Annotated in this window: 17 protein-coding genes and 1 tRNA gene; 12 read left to right on the top strand and 6 right to left on the bottom strand. The window is 62.5% G+C overall.

The features are described 5' to 3' along the window. Window positions 1-318: 318 nt before the first annotated feature. The 4 genes from EQW76_RS20760 to EQW76_RS20745 all read right to left on the bottom strand — a co-directional run bounded on the left by EQW76_RS20760 (window position 319) and on the right by EQW76_RS20745 (window position 3593). Window positions 319-1284 carry a dihydrodipicolinate synthase family protein gene (locus tag EQW76_RS20760; RefSeq protein WP_143123179.1) on the bottom strand — a complete coding sequence of 322 codons (966 nt, stop codon included), beginning with the start codon at window positions 1282-1284 and terminating at the stop codon, window positions 319-321. A gap of 300 nt (window positions 1285-1584) precedes the next feature. Next, window positions 1585-1661, bottom strand: a tRNA-Pro gene (locus EQW76_RS20755). 181 nt (window positions 1662-1842) lie between these two features. Continuing rightward, the gene (locus EQW76_RS20750; RefSeq protein WP_161991071.1) at window positions 1843-2757 is read right to left on the bottom strand and encodes a proline iminopeptidase-family hydrolase; all 915 of its coding nucleotides are present in this window, start codon (window positions 2755-2757) and stop codon (window positions 1843-1845) included. Between the two features lie 53 nt (window positions 2758-2810). Continuing rightward, the gene (locus EQW76_RS20745; protein WP_143123177.1) at window positions 2811-3593 is read right to left on the bottom strand and encodes a LuxR family transcriptional regulator; all 783 of its coding nucleotides are present in this window, start codon (window positions 3591-3593) and stop codon (window positions 2811-2813) included. A gap of 125 nt (window positions 3594-3718) precedes the next feature. Here EQW76_RS20745 and EQW76_RS20740 point away from each other — a divergent pair, with 125 nt between their 5' ends. From EQW76_RS20740 to EQW76_RS20720, 5 genes are read left to right on the top strand one after another with little or no spacing between them, the layout of a single operon-like run. Next, complete coding sequence (locus tag EQW76_RS20740) at window positions 3719-4609, top strand: proline iminopeptidase-family hydrolase (RefSeq protein WP_143123176.1); 891 nt, start codon at window positions 3719-3721, stop codon at window positions 4607-4609. A gap of 51 nt (window positions 4610-4660) precedes the next feature. Next, entirely contained in the window at window positions 4661-5599 is a 939-nt protein-coding gene (locus tag EQW76_RS20735) for an ABC transporter permease (protein WP_143123175.1), read from the top strand. Continuing rightward, window positions 5596-6447 carry an ABC transporter permease gene (locus EQW76_RS20730; protein WP_143123174.1) on the top strand — a complete coding sequence of 284 codons (852 nt, stop codon included), beginning with the start codon at window positions 5596-5598 and terminating at the stop codon, window positions 6445-6447. The genes EQW76_RS20735 and EQW76_RS20730 overlap by 4 nt, the downstream gene beginning before the upstream one ends. Beyond that, window positions 6444-8147, top strand: coding sequence for an ABC transporter ATP-binding protein (locus EQW76_RS20725; RefSeq protein WP_143123173.1), 1704 nt, complete (start codon window positions 6444-6446; stop codon window positions 8145-8147). Before EQW76_RS20730 ends, EQW76_RS20725 begins: the two co-directional genes overlap by 4 nt. A 19-nt stretch (window positions 8148-8166) precedes the next feature. Further along, a complete protein-coding gene (locus EQW76_RS20720; protein ID WP_143123172.1) occupies window positions 8167-9681 on the top strand; it encodes an ABC transporter substrate-binding protein in 1515 nt (504 codons plus the stop codon). A 63-nt stretch (window positions 9682-9744) separates the two neighbouring features. Here EQW76_RS20720 and EQW76_RS20715 read toward each other — a convergent pair whose 3' ends face one another. Both EQW76_RS20715 and EQW76_RS20710 read right to left on the bottom strand, forming a co-directional pair. Continuing rightward, window positions 9745-10599, bottom strand: a complete 855-nt coding sequence (locus EQW76_RS20715) for a D-amino-acid transaminase (protein WP_143123171.1) — start codon at window positions 10597-10599, stop codon at window positions 9745-9747. 14 nt (window positions 10600-10613) lie between these two features. Next, complete coding sequence (locus EQW76_RS20710) at window positions 10614-11387, bottom strand: 5-oxoprolinase subunit PxpA (RefSeq protein ID WP_143123170.1); 774 nt, start codon at window positions 11385-11387, stop codon at window positions 10614-10616. A gap of 159 nt (window positions 11388-11546) precedes the next feature. On the opposite strand from EQW76_RS20710, the gene pxpB reads away from it, so the two are divergent. The 7 genes from pxpB to EQW76_RS20675 all read left to right on the top strand — a co-directional run bounded on the left by pxpB (window position 11547) and on the right by EQW76_RS20675 (window position 17165). After that, complete coding sequence (pxpB, locus tag EQW76_RS20705; protein ID WP_348539570.1) at window positions 11547-12284, top strand: 5-oxoprolinase subunit PxpB; 738 nt, start codon at window positions 11547-11549, stop codon at window positions 12282-12284. Then, window positions 12281-13252, top strand: a complete 972-nt coding sequence (locus EQW76_RS20700) for a biotin-dependent carboxyltransferase family protein (protein ID WP_143123168.1) — start codon at window positions 12281-12283, stop codon at window positions 13250-13252. The genes pxpB and EQW76_RS20700 overlap by 4 nt, the downstream gene beginning before the upstream one ends. After that, the gene (locus tag EQW76_RS20695) at window positions 13249-13893 is read left to right on the top strand and encodes a GntR family transcriptional regulator (RefSeq protein WP_143123167.1); all 645 of its coding nucleotides are present in this window, start codon (window positions 13249-13251) and stop codon (window positions 13891-13893) included. Before EQW76_RS20700 ends, EQW76_RS20695 begins: the two co-directional genes overlap by 4 nt. After that, window positions 13890-14837 carry an NAD(P)-dependent oxidoreductase gene (locus EQW76_RS20690; protein ID WP_143123166.1) on the top strand — a complete coding sequence of 316 codons (948 nt, stop codon included), beginning with the start codon at window positions 13890-13892 and terminating at the stop codon, window positions 14835-14837. The genes EQW76_RS20695 and EQW76_RS20690 overlap by 4 nt, the downstream gene beginning before the upstream one ends. Continuing rightward, window positions 14834-15469 carry a GntR family transcriptional regulator gene (locus EQW76_RS20685; RefSeq protein WP_143123165.1) on the top strand — a complete coding sequence of 212 codons (636 nt, stop codon included), beginning with the start codon at window positions 14834-14836 and terminating at the stop codon, window positions 15467-15469. The genes EQW76_RS20690 and EQW76_RS20685 overlap by 4 nt, the downstream gene beginning before the upstream one ends. Before the next feature lie 74 nt (window positions 15470-15543). After that, window positions 15544-16710, top strand: a complete 1167-nt coding sequence (locus EQW76_RS20680; RefSeq protein ID WP_142830845.1) for a Xaa-Pro peptidase family protein — start codon at window positions 15544-15546, stop codon at window positions 16708-16710. A gap of 41 nt (window positions 16711-16751) precedes the next feature. Continuing rightward, window positions 16752-17165, top strand: a complete 414-nt coding sequence (locus tag EQW76_RS20675) for a VOC family protein (protein ID WP_143123164.1) — start codon at window positions 16752-16754, stop codon at window positions 17163-17165. The last annotated feature ends 5 nt before the right edge of the window (window positions 17166-17170 follow it).

The following is a 17170-nucleotide window of genomic DNA, read 5'->3' as shown; positions in this document are numbered from 1 at the left end:
TCGCCATCGGCCCGATGCTGATGTCGCTCGCAAGGGCCAATGCCGGTAGACGCGAGCAGACAGGGTGAGAGCATGGTAGATGGCGATTTGCTAGACATGATACCCGCGTTGTCAATTCGGCCACGCTAAGGTCTGAGCAATGGAAGCGTTGTGCCTTTTTACTACCGATAAGCTACCGACTGCTCATTACTGCAAATGGCTGAACGTTCGTAAAAATGGTTTTTTCGAGGTAAATAGTTCGGGCATCGGTCAAGAGGTCGCCAAGGCTCGCGGCAATTTTTGCTGAGCCTTGGCAACGAGTTTTGAAGTTCTATAGCCTCAGGCGGCCTTGCTTTCGCCGACTGCGGCAAACTGCTTCGACCAATCGGCATACCAGGTCTGGAACAGAGCAAACTGCTTTTCGACGAAACCGCGCTGGCTGTCGGACAGGCTGTCCGTTTCGTTGAAGTGCAGCGTGAATTCGGGATGGCCGGTGAGCACGAGCATGTGCTTGTAGTAGAGAACCAAATCCGGGCCTTCGTCGAAGGAGGACAGCACGCCAAGCGCCGCTTCGAGTTCCAGGGCGTGGGCGCGGGCCTTTGCATCGCCGGCGGCTGCGGCCTCGGACAGGGAAACAAGATGCAGGACTTCGCGGGGCAGGACATTGCCGATCCCGGTGATGGCGCCAGCCGCGCCGCAATTGACGAAACCGTGGAAGACCGCGGTATCGACGCCGACCATCAATGTGACGCCGTCGTCGCGGCTGGTGATGTTTTCAGCCGCATAGCGAAGGTCGGACGGACCGCCGAATTCCTTGAAACCGATGAGGTTCTTGTGTTCGTTGCGGAGTTCGAAAAACAGGTCTGCGCGTGTGGCGAAGCCGTAATAGGGGCTGTTGTAGATGACAGCCGGAAGTTCTGGGGCAGCCGAGAGAACCGTCTTGAAATGGGCGCGCTGGGCCGAAACCGATGTGCCGCGCGACAGCACGCGCGGTATGACCATCAGGCCGTGGGCGCCGACGCGCTGGGCGTGGGCTGCGTGAGCGGCTGCCATCCGGGTGTTGACGGCGCCGGTACCGACGATGACGCGAAGACCGGCCTTCACCAGGCGCTCGACGCCTTCCATCCGCTGCTCGTCCGTCAGCAGTGGCCAGTCGCCCATCGATCCACAATAGACCACGGCAGACATGCCGGCCGCGGCCAGTTCCTTGCCCTTGCGCACGAGACCGTCGAAGTCGGGGCTGCGGTCGGCATTGCATGGCGTCATCAGGGCCGGAATGCAGCCGGTGAAAATATTGGAAGTCATTGCACTCTCCATCATGGTGTCGGTCAGCAGCGGTCTCGCGGCGATGCTTCGTTGTATACAGTTTGTATTTTAATGTCGATGCCGAATTTGCGGCGGCATGTGGATTGTCGACCGTATGCCTTGGTCGGAAGACGGAATGGGGAAGGGGGTGACAAAAGGCGTGGGAAAGTCACCCAAGACGCCGGGCAAGCGACGAAGGGTTCGCGGTTCGCGCCAACAACGCAAAAGCACCTACGGCAAGGGCCGCACCACAACATCACAAATTATAAAAGGGGAAAGGTCAGCTTTAAAAGCTGAAATTGGTCGGAGTGGAGAGATTCGAACTCCCGACCCTCTGGTCCCAAACCAGATGCGCTACCAGGCTGCGCTACACTCCGAACCGTTGGTGAGGCGGGGATACACAATTCACTCCCCGCCTGCAACAGCAAATGTGCCGGCATTGCCGTTGCAGGCCGATTTTCCTCTGCGGCCCACAAATTGCGGCCCGTACTGCCCCTTGTTCATCGCTGGCTGGCGGCTTGTCTCGATGACAGATGCCGTAAGCCCTGTAATTTGGGATCAATCGTGCGCGCAGAGAAATGCGGAGACCGTCTGCATGCAGAGATTCTTTTCCTCGACATGCGGCATATGGCTGGAATGTTCGAACAGCACCCATCGGCAATCAGGCACCCGGTCGACATAAGGCTTGACCACGAGCGGCGTCGCTTCGTCGTATTTTCCGGAGATCAGCAGCGTCGGGGCGGTGATCCGGCCCAGCCGCTCCTCGATCGTCCAGTCTTTCATGGTGCCGATGACGTGGAATTCGGTCGGTCCGTTCATGTTGCGGTAGACTGTGTTGTCTTCTTCCATGATCTCGAAGGTCCGGGCCACTTCGGGAGGCCAGGGGGTGACCCGACAGACGTGGCGGTCGTAGAAGACGCGTGAGGCGGCGATATAGTCGGGGTCGGTAAGCGTGCCTGCTCGTTCGTGGCGGAGCAGGGTGTCTTGGACGTCCTGTGGCAATGCTTCGCGCAAGCGGTTGGCCTCCGTTACCCAGGTGTGCATGTTGGCCGGGGAATTGGCGATGACGAGCGCCGTCAGGCCGTCTGGTTGCCGCACCGCGTGTTCCGCGCCGAGCATCCCGCCCCAGGACTGCCCGAGAAAGGCATAGCGGTGCTGGATGCCGAGATGGGTGAGAAGAGCGTCGAGTTCCTCAAGGAACAAGGCGGGCGTCCAGAAGTCCGGGCCCTTGTCCGGCATGCGGGTCGAGTTGCCGTTGCCAAGCTGGTCGTAGTGGATGACGGCCCGGCCATCCAGGGCCGCGATCTCCTTGAATGCGTCGACATAGTCATGGGTGCAGCCGGGACCGCCATGGGCCACCACCAGCGGTAGCCGGTCGCTGTCGAGCGATCCGGTGATGCGGAACCAGGTCCGGTAGGTCCGGAACGGCAGATAATCTTCTTTCGAGGTCATGTCGGCCACCTGCGTCTCCATCTCGATGAACTATCGGGAGCAGCATAGAGGCGGAGGAGTGCCACTGGCAGCTATCACAAGTTATAGGATGGCAGGGTTTCCAGCAGCCGGTAATGGGTGGCGCGGACGACGGCCTGGGTGCGGTTTCTGGCGCCGAGCTTCCGGGCAGCGGCATTCAGGTGCATGACGACGGTCGGTACGGAGCGCTCGATGATCCGCGAGATTTCCTTGGCCGAAAGTCCCTCGGCGGAATAGCGCAGGCATTCCCGCTCCCGCTCTGTCAACCGCATCTTGGCGACCGTCAGGGCAGAATTGTCGAACAGGCAAAAGGCCGCCTCGTGGAAGACATGGGCAAGCAGCCCGAAGTCGGCGATGTAACGCAGGGCATGTTTCTTGAAGTCGCCGTTCTGCCCCAACCTGATGCCGGTAACTGTTGCATAGTCGCCGCGCGGCATGTGAACCGGCACGGTGACGCCCGTCGACATGTCGTGCTCGCTGAGATAGCGGGCAACGGGTTCGCTGGCTTCGCTCATGAACCTGTTGATGACCGTACCGGCGCGCCGGTCGTAGTCCCAAAAGAACGGCGTCGAGGTGCGCAATGCTACCTGCTGTACCGGGTCGAGCCGGAAATAACCGCGGTCGAACCAGTATTCGTGCATGTCGTCGGAGATATTGCGCAGCTTCAGCAGCGAGGGAAGCATGATGCCGCCGTCGAGGTCGTAGGGCACCGGCGTGTAGTCGTAGATCAGCGCCTCAAAGCCGAGCCTTTTGATCGCCTCGAACGCGTGGTCGATGCGCCCGTCAAGGGTGTTGTGGGCAGTGAACTGCCGTCGGATCGTCCCAATCTCATCGAGCATCGCTGTTTCCCCGGTCGTCGAACCGCGACCTATCACTTCTTATAGCTGGTAACGCAGCCGGTTTCCGGTAAAAATTTAGTCATGCCCAAAAGTTGAGCAAGAGAAATCTTCCTGGAGCCCCATCGATGTGGCATGAAATGCAGCCGGACGCCCGCTACGAGGTCGAAGTCGACGGCTTCAAGGTCGTGGCTTACAGCTTCGGCAGCGGCAGTGAAACGGTGTTTTGCCTGAATGGCGGACCGGGGCTTGCCTGCGACTATCTTCGTGAAGCGCACAGCTGCCTTGCCGCAAAGGGATATAGGGTCGTTACTTTCGACCAGCTGGGGACGGGGGCATCGGATCGGCCGGACGACGCCGCGCTATGGACAATCGAGCGCTATGTCGAGGAGACAGAGACGGTCCGCCAGGCGCTGGGCCTCGGCAAGGTGCATTTGCTCGGTCACTCCTGGGGCGGCTGGCTCGCCATCGATTATGCATTGCGCTACCCGGACAATCTCCTTAGCCTCATTCTCGAAGACACTGTCGCTGACATGCCGCATCTGATCCAGGAACTGGACCGGTTGCGGGCGGCGCTCGGGCCCGAGACCGTGGCGATGATGCAGAAGCACGAGGCGCAAGGGACCTACGACCATCCCGAATACCAGGCGGTGCTGACCATCCTCAGCTACCGCCATGTCTGCCGGCTTGCCGAATGGCCGGCGCCTGTCCGCCGCTCGCTCGATGACTGGAACATGGCACCCTACATGGCGATGCAGGGGCCGAACGAGTTCCTCTATATCGGCAATCTCAAGGATTGGAACCGCATCCCGGATCTGGGGCGACTGACGCTGCCGGTGCTGATCACGGTAGGCGAGCACGACGAACTGACGCCGGCCTGTGCCCTGCGCATGAAGCTGGCCCTGCCGAATGCCGAGCTGAAGGTTTTCTCCAACGCCAGCCACATGCCGTTCTACGAAAATCCTGGCGCCTACTACCCGGCGCTTCTCGATTTCCTGACCCGGCAAAAGGCTGCCTGATGCCATGTGAGTGCAAAGAGGTCCGGCTGGAGCGAGGGGGAGTGCGCCACGATGCATCGCTATAAGTTCATCCTGACCCGGCCGCTGCAGTTCGTGCCCGTGTTGTTCGGCATCAGTGTCATCACCTTCATCCTCGTCCGTCTCATTCCCGGCGATCCAGTGCGCAATATTCTCGGTACCCGCGCGACGCCCAGTGCCATCGCCAATATCCGCGCCCAGTACGGCCTGGATGAGCCGATGTGGGTGCAGTACTTCTATTTCCTGCGCAATCTCGCCAATGGCGAAATGGGCAAATCCATCCTCTACAAGATCGACGTGCTCAAGCTCATCCTCACCCGTATAGAGCCGACGCTGGCACTGGTCGCGACAAGCGTCGTCCTGTCGGTGCTGATTGCCGTGCCGCTGGCAGCGATTGCGGCGCGCAGCAATGGGCGCGCGCCCGACCACATCATTCGCGTCGTCTCGACGTTCGGCATCGGCTTCCCGCCGTTCTGGCTGGGGCTGATGCTAATCATCCTCTTCAGCGTCGATCTCGGTTGGCTGCCGGTCTCCGGCTACGGCAATACGCTCGGCGATAAGGCCGCCCATCTGCTGTTGCCGAGCCTGACCATTGCCTTGTCGCTCTCCACCGTTCTCACCCGCAGCCTGCGCACCGCGATGATCGAAGGCCTGAAATCCGACGTCGCAACTGCGGTGCGGGCGAGGGGCATGCCGGAAAGCACCGTCTTCTGGCGCCACGTCCTGCCTAACTCTCTTTTGCCGACCATCAACCTGCTTGCCGTCAACATCGGATGGCTCATCGGCGGGACCGTGGTCGTCGAAACCGTCTTTGCCTTGCCCGGCATGGGGCAACTGCTGGTCCGCGCCATTTTCTCCCGCGACTACATGGTGGTCCAGGGTGTCGCCATGGTCTTTGCCTGCGCCACGGTGTTCATCAACTTCATTGCCGATATCGCGACGGTGATGGTCGATCCGCGGGTGCGGCTATGAGTGTGCCATTGGCGTTTTCCACTGCGTTCGGCTGGCGCCGCGTCTTCGGGGGCCGGCTGACCCTGGCCATCGGCGCGGGCATCCTGCTTTTCTTCGTGCTCGTGGCAGTCGGCGCACCGTTGATTGCGCCCTACGACCCGGTCCTCCAGGCCGCCGATGTGCGTCTGCAGGCACCGACGTTGCTGCATCCCTTCGGCACCGACAATTTCGGGCGGGATATCCTGTCCCGCGTCATCTGGGGTACGCGGATCGATCTACAGATTGCGGTGATCGGGGTTCTCTTTCCCTTCATGATCGGCACGACGGTCGGCACTATCGCCGGTTTCTTCGGTGGGCCGGTCGACGCGGTTTTCATGCGGCTCGTCGATATCATCCTTGCCTTCCCTTTTCTGGTGCTGATGCTGTCGATTATCGCCATCCTCGGACCTGGGCTCGGCAGCTTCTATATCGCCATGGCGCTGGTGGGATGGGTGTCCTATGCGCGGCTCATCCGTGCGCAGATGCTGGTGCTGAAAAGCAGCGACTACGCGGTCGCGGCCGTCAGCCTCGGTTTCAGCCGCCCGCGCATCATGTTCCGGCATCTGCTACCCAATGCTATCGCCGGATCGCTGGTGTTCTCGATGTCGGATGCAGTGCTGGTTCTCCTCAGCGGCGCCGCAGTCAGCTATCTCGGCCTCGGCGTGCAGCCGCCGCTTGCCGAATGGGGTGTCATGGTGGCCGAGGGACAGAGCTTCCTGACGACGGCCTGGTGGATCACGCTGTTTCCCGGCTTGTCCATCGTCCTCCTGGCTTTCGGTTTCAGCATGCTCGGCGATGCGCTTGGCGAACTCTTCGGAGTACAGGAATGATCAGTCCCCTTCTCTCTGTCCGGGATCTGACCGTCAGGCTGCATGGCCTCGGCGAGGAGAGGACGCTCATCGATGCTGTCTCGCTCGACGTCGGCAAGGCCGAGATTGTCGGGCTCGTCGGCGAAAGCGGCTCCGGCAAGAGCCTGTTCTGCCGCTCGCTGGTGCGTCTGATGCCGTCGTCGCGCCTGAAGATCGACAGCGGCTCCGTGCTGCTGGATGGCCGCGACCTGACCGAAATCAGCGACGTCGAGATGCTGAAGGTCCGGGGGGCGGAGATCGGCATGATATTCCAGAACCCGACGAGCCACCTCGACCCCGTCATGCGGATCGGCGATCAGATTGCCGAAGGTATCCGCTATCATCAGGATGCAAGCCCGCGTGACGCGAAGGCCGCAGCCATCGACATTCTGGGCCAGGTCGGGCTGCCCGATCCAGTCCGCCAGTACGACAGTTACGCCCACGAATTTTCCGGCGGAATGCGGCAGCGCGCAATGATCGGGGTTGCGCTGTCCTGCAATCCCAAGATCCTGATTGCCGACGAGCCGACGACTGCCCTCGATGTCACCATTCAGGCGCAGATCCTGCGGCTGCTGATGGACATCCGCGACAAACGCGGCCTTTCGATCATTCTCATCACCCATGACCTCGGCATCGTTGCCCAGACCTGCGACCGGATCGCCGTGCTGCGTGGCGGACGATTGCTCGAGACGGGGTCGAAGCGCCAGGTCCTGTCCGCGCCGCGCGATCCCTATACTGTCAGCCTGATCGCCAGCCATCCTTCTATCGTCGAAGAGGCGCCGTTCTCCGTCGGATGCGTCAGCGCCGCAAAGCCGGTTGAGCGGCCGCTTCTCGAGGTGGACGACCTCTATGTGCGCTTTGCCCTGGGCGGTGGGCTGTTCAAGGCTGGCGCGAAAACTGTCACTGCGGTTTCCGGCGTGAGCCTGCGGATCATGCCCGGCGAAAGTGTCGGGGTGGTCGGCGAATCCGGCAGCGGCAAGAGCACGCTCGCCCGCGCCATTCTCGGCCTGACACCGATCTCCTCCGGCCATGTCTCGTTCGAGGGTATCGATCTTGCCCAGCAGAGGCGCGCCGCCCTCGACAAGTTGCGCCATGAGGCGGCGATGGTGTTTCAGGATCCCTACAACGCACTCAATCCCCGGCTGCGCATCGGCGACATGCTTGCCGAAGTGCTGCGCGTGCAGGGCAAGACCTCTGCCACCGATATTCCGGCGCGGATCGGCGAGCTTCTGGACCTTGTCGGCTTGGAGCGTGAGTTTGCCAACCGCCGGCCGCGCAGCATGAGCGGCGGGCAATGCCAGAGGGCGGGGATCGCCCGGGCGCTGGCCGTCGATCCGAAACTGATCATCGCAGACGAATGCGTCGCCGCCCTCGACGTGACGATCCAGGCGCAGATCATCGAACTGTTCCGGGATCTGAAGCGGAAGATGAACCTGACGCTGATCTTCATCGCCCATGACCTCGCCATCGTGCGCAATCTTTGCGACCGGGTCGTCGTCATGTATCGCGGCGAGATCGTCGAGGAGGGGCTCTGCGCAGAGGTTTTCGCCCGGCCGAAGCATCCCTACACCGCAGCCCTGATCGCGGCGATTCCCGATATCGATCCGGACAAGCCCTTGCTTGCCGACATCGCCTGCGAGCAGCGATTGACGCTACCACCTTCACTCGAACGACTGTCATAACAAAAAAGGGAACGACATCATGACCAGGAAATGGAAGACTGCTGGCCTCGCGCTCATCGTCGCGGGCCTCACCCTCAGCGCCAGCTTTGCAGAAGCGGCCGGCGTTCTGACCATCGGCCGCCGCGAGGACTCGACCACCTTCGACCCGATCAAGACGGCCCAGAATATCGACAACTGGGTGTTCTCCAACGTCTACGACGTTCTTGTCCGCGTCGACAAGACCGGCACGAAACTGGAGCCGGGACTGGCCGAAAGCTGGACGATCTCAGAGGACGGACTGACCTACGTCTTCAAGATCCGCGACGCCAAGTTCTCAGACGGCTCGCCGCTGACGGCTGAAGATGCTGCCTACAGCCTGTTGCGTATCCGCGACGACAAGGCATCGCTCTGGGGCGACTCGTTCAAGGTGATCGACACCGCAGTCGCGACCGACCCCCGCACCATGACGATCAAGCTCAAGAACCCGTCCGCGCCCTTCCTGTCGACGCTGGCTCTGCCCAACGCCTCCGTGATTTCGAAGAAGGGCATGGAGGCGCTCGGATCGGATGGCTACAGCGAGAAGCCAATTGCTTCCGGTGCCTTCGTCGTCGACGAATGGCGTCGCGGCGACCGCGTCATCCTGAAGAAGAACCCGTATTTCTGGCAGGCCGATCGCGTCAAGCTCGATGGCGTGGAATGGATTTCGGTTCCCGACGACAACACCCGCATGCTGAACGTGCAGGCCGGCCAGCTCGACACTGCGATCTTCGTTCCCTTCTCCCGCGTCGCCGAATTGAAGAAGGATGCCAACCTCAACGTCGATATCGACCCGTCCACCCGTGAAGACCACTTGCTGATCAACCACGAGCATGGCGCCCTCGCCAAGAAGGAGGTCCGGCAGGCGCTGGATCTGGCCATCGACAAGAAGGCAATCGTCGATGCTGTGACCTTCGGCCAGGGAACCGTCGCCAATTCGTACATTCCGAAGGGCGCACTCTATTATTACGCCGACAACATGCAGCGCCCTTACGATCCGGAAAAGGCAAAGCAGATGCTGGCTGCTGCGGGAGCCTCGGACCTGAAACTCAATTATCTCGTGCGTGCCGGCGACGAGGTCGACGAGCAGATTGCCGTGCTCTTGCAGCAGCAGTTGCAGAAGGCCGGTATCACCGCGACCCTACAGAAAGTCGATGCCAGCCAGGAGTGGGACATGATCGTTGCCGGCGAATACGATGTGTCGGTCAATTATTGGACAAACGACATCCTCGATCCGGACCAGAAGACGACATTCGTGCTCGGCCACGACTCGAACAACAACTATTCGACCCATTACAAGAACGAGAAGGTGAAGGCGTTGGTGGCTGCCGCTCGCCTGGAACTCGATCCGGTAAAACGTGAGCAGATGTATGTCGATCTCCAGAAGATCGCCAAGGACGATGTCAACTGGATCGACCTTTACTACAGCCCCTACATCAACGTCTCGCGCAAGAATATCGACAACTTCTACCAGAACCCGCTCGGACGCTTCTTCCTGGAAGACACCGTCAAGAACTGAGCCCTTCGAAAACGAAAAAGGCTGCCGCGAGCAATCGCGACAGCCTTTTCGGTTGAATGACGGTCAGATCGCCGTGGAAAGGCGGCTTGCCGTGTAGAGGTCGCGCAGCTGCCGGCAGATCGGGCCGGGCCTGCCATCGCCGATCGTCGTGTCGTCGATCCTGACCACCGGCGTTGCGAAATTGGTCGCGGACGTCACGAAAGCCTCTGCAGCCTGCTTGGCTTCCTCGACGCTGAACCCACGCTCCTCGACGGCAATGCCCGCGCCACGCGCAAGGTCGATGATGCTTGCCCGGGTAATTCCGTGCAGGATCGCGTGGGAGAGGCCACGAGTTACCAGCGTGCCATCGGTCTTGACGATATGCGCCGTTGCAGAGCTGGCCTCGGTGACGAGCCCGTCCTCCACCAGCCAGGCATCGTCGGCGCCGCGCCGCATCGCCTCCATCTTTGCCATCGAAGGGTAAAGCAGCTGGACGGTCTTGATATCGCGGCGCTCCCACCGCCAGTCCGGAACGGTGGCAACCGCGATCCCCGTCTCGTTACGGGGATTGGCTTGCACCGGTTTTGCCTGGGTAAAGAGCACGATGGTCGGCTCCGGTTTTGCCGGAAAGGCGAAATCGCGGTCGGCAGGACCGCGGCTGATCTGCAGATAGATCAGCCCCTCGTCGAGCCCATTCCGGCTGACGAGTTCCCGATGCACGGAAAGCAGTGCGGTCTCGGACAGCGGGCAGGCGATATCGAGTTCGGACAGCGAGCGCTGCAGGCGGGCGGAGTGGCCCTGGTAGTCGATCAGCTTGCCACCGATCACGGCAGTCACCTCGTAGATGGCATCGGCGAACAGAAAGCCGCGGTCGAACACGGAGACTTTCGCGTCGGTTTCAGCAAGCCAGTCGCCATTCAGATAAACAATGCGGGTCAAGTTTGGGTCCTCGGTCAAAGAGCGGGTTTTGCGAAAGGGGCGATATCGATGCCGTGTGCCGAAAGCGATGCACGCAGGGCACGGGCCATGGCGACGGCGCTGGGATTGTCGCCATGGACGCAGATCGTTGCAGCCTCGACCGGCAGCATCCTGCCGCCGATGGTGGGGATCAATCCATCCCGGACCATAGACAGGACCTGGTCGACGCTCTGTTGCAGGTCGTGGATGACCGAGCCCTCCTTCTGCCGCGATGTCAGCATGCCGGTATCGTCGTAGGTCCGGTCCGCGTAGACCTCGCAGGCAACCCGCAGGCCGACGGATTCCGCCGCCTTCATCGTCTCGGAATAGGGGAGGGTGACGAACACCAGAGACGGGTCGACGGCCTTGATGGCGCGAACGCAGACGTCCGCAAGCTCCGCATCTTCCGCCGCCATGTTGCCGAGCGAGCCATGGGTCTTGACGTGGGTCATCGGCCAGCCGAGCGCTCTTGCCATCCCCTGCATCGCGGCGATCTGGTAGATGATCTGGGCTTCCAGATCTTCCGGCCGTTCGCCCGAGATGCGACGGCGGCCGAAGCCGTAGAGATCCATGAAGGACGGATGGGCGCCGATGGCCACGCCCCGCGCCTTGGCGGCAAGGATCGTATCGCGCATCACTACGGGATCGCCGGCGTGAAAGCCGCAGGCAATGTTGGCGGTCGAAATCACCTCCAGCATAGCGCTGTCGTCGCCGATCTTGTAGGCGCCGAAACTTTCGCCCATGTCGCAATTGAGGTCTACGGTTGCCATGGCTGGGATCTCCTTGCAGGATAGGCGTCAGGCCAGCAGACTGATGTCATGCGCAGTTTACGACCGGGCGGTCGCGCGAAAAAGCACTTTCGGTTGACATACAGTTGGTATACTGAAATAGCAATATAATATGACAACCGACAATCGCACCTTACTCGGATGGACGGAAGGGGACCGCAGACAATGGTGAGGACGTTTCCCCGCATTCTTGCTTGCGGCGATAGCGCCTTGTCGGTTGAGCTCGCGGATACCATCGACGAAGCCGTCAGCGAACGGGTGATCGCGCTTGCCGCGAGCATGGCCGACAGCCCGGTGGATGGCGTCGAGGAACTGGTGCCGACCTACCGCTCGCTGATGGTGGTCTACGATCCCGCCGTCGTTCGAGGCCGCAGCCTGGCGCTGACGCTGCAGCAGCGGCTGGATACGCTGGTAGTTGGCAGCGTCCACCCGCAGCGCTTCGACGTCCCCGTTGTCTATGGCGGCGCGGTGGGACTGGATTTGCAGGAACTTGCCGGCATGAAGGGGATGACGGTGTCCCAGCTTATAGAGCTCCATTCCTCCGTCGAATACCGGGTCTACATGATAGGCTTTGCGCCAGGGTTTGCCTATCTCGGCGGCCTGCCGGAGATTTTGCACACGCCGCGACTGCCCACGCCCCGCCAGAGGATCGAGGCCGGCGCCATCGGTATCGGAGGCAAGCAGGCAAGCATCAATTCCGTTCCCGGGCCGAGCGGCTGGCGCTTTATCGGCCGGACGCTGCTTCGCCTGTTCGACCCCTCCCGCGCCACGCCCTTCCTGCTCGGTGCCGGTGATCGGGTCCGCTTCCGGCCCGTCAGCGAAGACGAGGCATCGCAGTTCGCGCGTACCTCGGCTGCGGGGGAGGGGGCGACGTCATGAGCTTCCTCGAAATCCATGGCACGGGACCGATGACGACCGTCCAGGATCTCGGGCGGAAAGGCCTGCAGCATGCCGGCGTCTCCGGTGCCGGCCCTATGGACGGGCCGTCGTTTCGTATCGCCAATGCCCTTGTCGGCAACCCCGCAACATCGGCTGCGCTCGAGTTTGCTGCCGTCGGCGGTCGTTTTACAGTCACCCGGCCGGTTCGCTTTGCCGTCACCGGTGGCGATGTCGATGTCAGGATCGATGGAAGCAAGGTCCACCCGTGGGAAAGCCATCACCTGTTGCCCGGCATGACGCTCGCCATCGACGCGCTCCGCGACTGCGTCTGGGGATATCTGGCGATCTCGGGCGGCATCGATACCGTTCCGGTTCTCGGATCGCGTTCCACCCATTTGCGCACCGGGCTCGGTGGCTACGAAGGCCGGCGGCTGGAGATTGGCGACCGGTTGCCCCTCGGCGACGCTGCCCCGTTGCCCAACCTTGCCCTTCGGCAGCCCTTTCGGCGCAGTGGCGGCCCGATCCGCGTCATCTGCGGGCCGCAGGACGATTATTTTTCCAATGCCGCAGTGGAGACATTTCTCGAGGCATCGTTCGTGGTGTCGGCCGCGCGGGATCGCATGGCCCAGATGCTCGACGGGCCGCCAATTGCAGCAGACGGCGGGCATGACATCGTTTCGGACGGTACCTCGGCCGGCTCGATCCAGGTGCCGTCGTCCGGCAGGCTGATCGTGCTGATGGCGGAGCGACAGACGACCGGCGGCTATCCGAAGATTGCCACGGTGGCCTCCGTCGACCTGCCTCGCCTGGCGCAAGCGGTCAGCGGCCGGTCCATCCGCTTTGCCCGCATCGCGCAGGAACAGGCCGAGGAATTGCTGGTCGCCGAGAGACATCTTCTAGGCGGCATCCTCGACAACCTCACCGTCAAGCCCGAAAGCAGCGATCGATCAGGAGGCAGAGTGTCATGAGCCAGCCGCTTGCCCAACGGGCCTATGGCAAAATCATCGAAATGATCCTGTCCGGCGCGCTGACGCCGGGAGATGCGCTGCAGGAGGCGAAGCTGGGCGAAACGCTCGACATGTCGCGGACGCCGGTGCGCGAAGCGATCAAGCGTATCGAGGCCGAAGGTCTGGCTGTGCAGGATGGTCGCTTCCTCAAGGTGCGAAGGCTGACGGCGGCCGAAGTGGAGGAAATCTTCTTCCTGCGCCGGGTGCTGGAATCCCATTGTGCCCAGCAGGCGGTCGCGGTGCCACCGGCGGTGCTGGAGGCGCTCGAATTGCGGGTCCGCCGCCTGCACGACGAAGGTCCCGGCGAAGAAGACGAGCAGAGACGGGTGGATGACGACCTCCACCGGGTTATCGCCGAGGCCAGCCGCAGCGAGATGATGGTGTCCACAATTGCCGACCTCCGCCGCCGGACCTGCATGTTCGACCACACCCATCTGCCGGACCGCTTCCTGAAAAGCTGCGAGGAGCATCTGGGAATTCTTGCAGCCTTGCGCAGCGGCGATGGCGACCGTGCAGCTCTGCTGATGGCCGAGCATGTCACCCACGCACGCGACGCGGTTCTCGAGAAGCTCGCGCTACCCCCCGGAGGAACCGGCGCATGAGATGCCTTGTCGTTCAGCCGGTCCATGCGGATGGACTGGATTTGTTGCGCCGCGCCGGCGTCGAACCCGTGCTCTGCCCGAAGCCGGACATGGAAACGGTCGCACGGATGATCTCCGGCTGCGATGCGGCGATCACGCGTGACGCCGGCCTTTCGGCTGAGGCCATCGGTGCCAGCGACATCCTGCGCGTCATCGTCGTGCACGGCGCCGGCCACGATGCGGTCGATAAGGATGCAGCCTCCGAGAAGGGCATCCTTGTCTGCAACACACCGGGCGCCAATGCGCGGTCGGTGTCCGAACTGGCATTGGCGCTGGCGCTGGCTGTCGCCCGGCGTATTCCAGCCGCCGACCGTAGCGAACGCGGCGGCGCCCATGGTTTTCGCGAGCGCGAGACGTTCACCGAACTTTCCGGCAAGACCGCGCTGATAATTGGCTGGGGCGCCACCGGCGCCGGTCTTGGACATATGCTCAAGGCGGCACTCGATATGCGGGTGCTGGTCTATTCGCCACGCGTCGCCGATATCGATGGTTTCGAGCGCGTGACGACGCTGGAGGCGGGATTGCAGCAGGCGGACCTTGTGTCGCTCCATACGCCGCTGCGCCCGGAGACGAAGCACCTCATCGGCGAACGGGCGCTTTCGCTCATCAGGCATGGTGCAATTCTGGTCAACACCGCACGCGCCGGACTGGTCGACGAAGAAGCATTGGCCGCTGCCATCGAGACCGGCCGCGTGTCGGCAGCCGGTCTTGATGTCTACAGCCATGATGCACCCTTGGGGCCGCTAGCCTCGACCGGCCGAGTGATTTTCACGCCGCATCTCGGTGGCGCGACCGAAGAAGCCTTGCGCCGCGTGGCCGTCGGGTCCGCCCGCAACGTGTTGACTGCTCTCTCCGGCAAGCGGCCGGCGACCGCCCTCAACGATCCCTTGAGGATATCCCGATGAGCGACAAGGAAACACTGGCGCAGCAGGCCTACCGGGACATCAAGCAGCGCATCCTCGAAGGTGCCATCAAGGCCGGCGACCTGCTGACCGAGCGGACACTGGCAGTCGAATCCGGCATTTCCCGCACGCCGCTCAGGGCCGCGATCTCGAGGCTCCAGAAGGAAGGCGTGGTCTCTCGCCTGATCAACGGCACCCTGATGATCCTGCCGGTCACCGTCGAGCAGTTGCTGGAGATCATCCAGATCCGCCGTCTCCTCGAAGGGGCGGCGGCAGCCCGTGCGGCAGGGCGGCCGATGACGGCGGCACTTGTCGAGGCGCGCCGGGTCATGCGCGCCTATGTCGAGGCCGAGGATGTCGCCTTCGATCGTTTCTGGATGGACGACGACGCATTCCACGAGGCCGTCGCCGAAGCTGCCGGTCTGCGTCTTCTGCCCGGCATGCTGCAGGAAATGCGCAGCATCGCGCGCCGCTGCACGATCACGCGCACCCATGACCGGTTCTCTGAACAGGCTGCCGAGCACATCGCCGTCATCGACGCCATCGAGGCGCAGGATGCGGATGCCGCCGCTGCTGCCATGGAGGCGCATTTCGACAGCGTCCGCAGCCGGTTTCTGAAATGGCTCGCGCGCTGAGCGTTCATCACTGTCTGACCATCCGTTCTTCCGTCCCGATCCCGGGACGACATGCCTGAACCGAGTACCGTGACATGCCTGACTATGCCGAATTCCGAGGTTGCGAGGCCTCGTTCCCCGAGAGCGAGTTCAAGGCGCGGCAGGACCGCGCCCGGGTGGCCATCGCTGCTGCCGGCCACCGGGCGCTGATCGTCACGACGCCCGAAAACATCTTCTGGCTGACCGGCCGCCAGACTGCGGGCTATTTTGCCTTCCAGGCGCTGGTCATGCCGGTCGAGGGGGAGGCGACACTGCTGGTTCGCCAGCTTGAACTGGTGGGCTCGATCGCCAATACCTGGCTCAACGACATCGTCGTCTATCAGGACGGCGAGGCGCCGGCGGCGGTCCTGGCCGAGGTCCTGCGCGAACGTGGCATCCACCGGCCTGCTATCGAGCTCGGCGGCTGGTTTCTGCCGCCGGTCCTGGCAGACGAGATCTCGCTCCGGACGGGGGGGAACGCGCTCATCGACGGTTCCGGCATCATTGCCCCTCTCCGGGCGGTGAAGTCGCCTGCGGAACTTGCCGCCATCCGGCTGGCAGCCACCTACGCGCAGGCAGGGATTGCGGCCGGGATTGCGGCCTGCGGCGCCGGGACTGACGAAAATGCCATCGCCGCTGCCATGCTCGATGCGGCCACGCGCGCAGGGTCCGAGGCAATGGCGATGGAGCCGCTGGTGTCGTCAGGGCCCCGCAGCGGCCTGCCGCACATGACGTGGCGCCGCCGCCGTCTCGAGGTCGGCGATCCGGTGTTCCTCGAACTAGCCGGCAGCCATGCCCGCTATCATGCCGCGCTGATGCGAATGGTGTGGATCGGCGGGCCACCCGTCGAAGCACGGCGGATGATGGATTGCTCGCTTCATGCGCTCGAGGCTGCGCTGCATGAAGTCAGGCCGGGTGTGCCGTGCTCGGCGGCGCACGAGGCAGCCCAGCGGGTCATCGACGATGGCGGCTACACCGCGGCATTCCGTAAGCGGATCGGCTATTCCATGGGCGTCGCCTTTGCGCCGGATTGGGGGGAGGGCGGCATGCTCAGTCTGTTTTCCGGCGTGGATAGGATAATCGAGCCCGGCATGGTGTTTCACCTGCCGGCGACCTTGCGCAGCTACGGCGTCTGGACGGTCGGCGCTTCCGAAACCGTCATCGTCACCGAAGAAGGCTGCGAACCTCTGTCTACCCTGTCACGCGATCTAACCATCCGGTAAAGCCGGTTCCTCCCCGTTGCACCACTGAAAAGGACATCTCCATGCGTTCGCTTTTCCATCTCGCCTACCATGTCACCGATCTCGATGAGGCGCGTCAGTTCTATGGCGGCGTGCTTGGCTGCGAAGAGGGCCGGTCCACCGACACCTGGGTGGATTTCGACTTTTTCGGACACCAAATTTCACTGCATCTCGGCAAGCCGTTCGAGGTCACCCGCACCGGCAAGGTGGGCGATCACATGGTAATGATGCCGCATCTCGGCGTCGTCCTGCCGCTCGATGCCTGGCTTGCGCTGTCCGAACGGCTGCAGCATGCGGGCATTGCTTTCGACATACCGCCGGTCATACGGTTTGAAGGCGAGCCGGGCGAGCAGCGCACGATGTTCTTCTTCGATCCGAGCGGCAATCCGATCGAGGTCAAGGGGTTCAAGGATTTCGACGGCGTTTTCGCCCATTGAGGCCA

Source organism: Rhizobium sp. rho-13.1 (assembly GCF_007000305.1).
In the GTDB taxonomy this organism is placed as follows: Bacteria; Pseudomonadota; Alphaproteobacteria; order Rhizobiales; family Rhizobiaceae; genus Rhizobium; species Rhizobium rhododendri.
The sequence above is the reverse complement of the archived record's forward strand: the minus strand, read 5'-3'. Positions and strand labels throughout refer to the sequence as shown.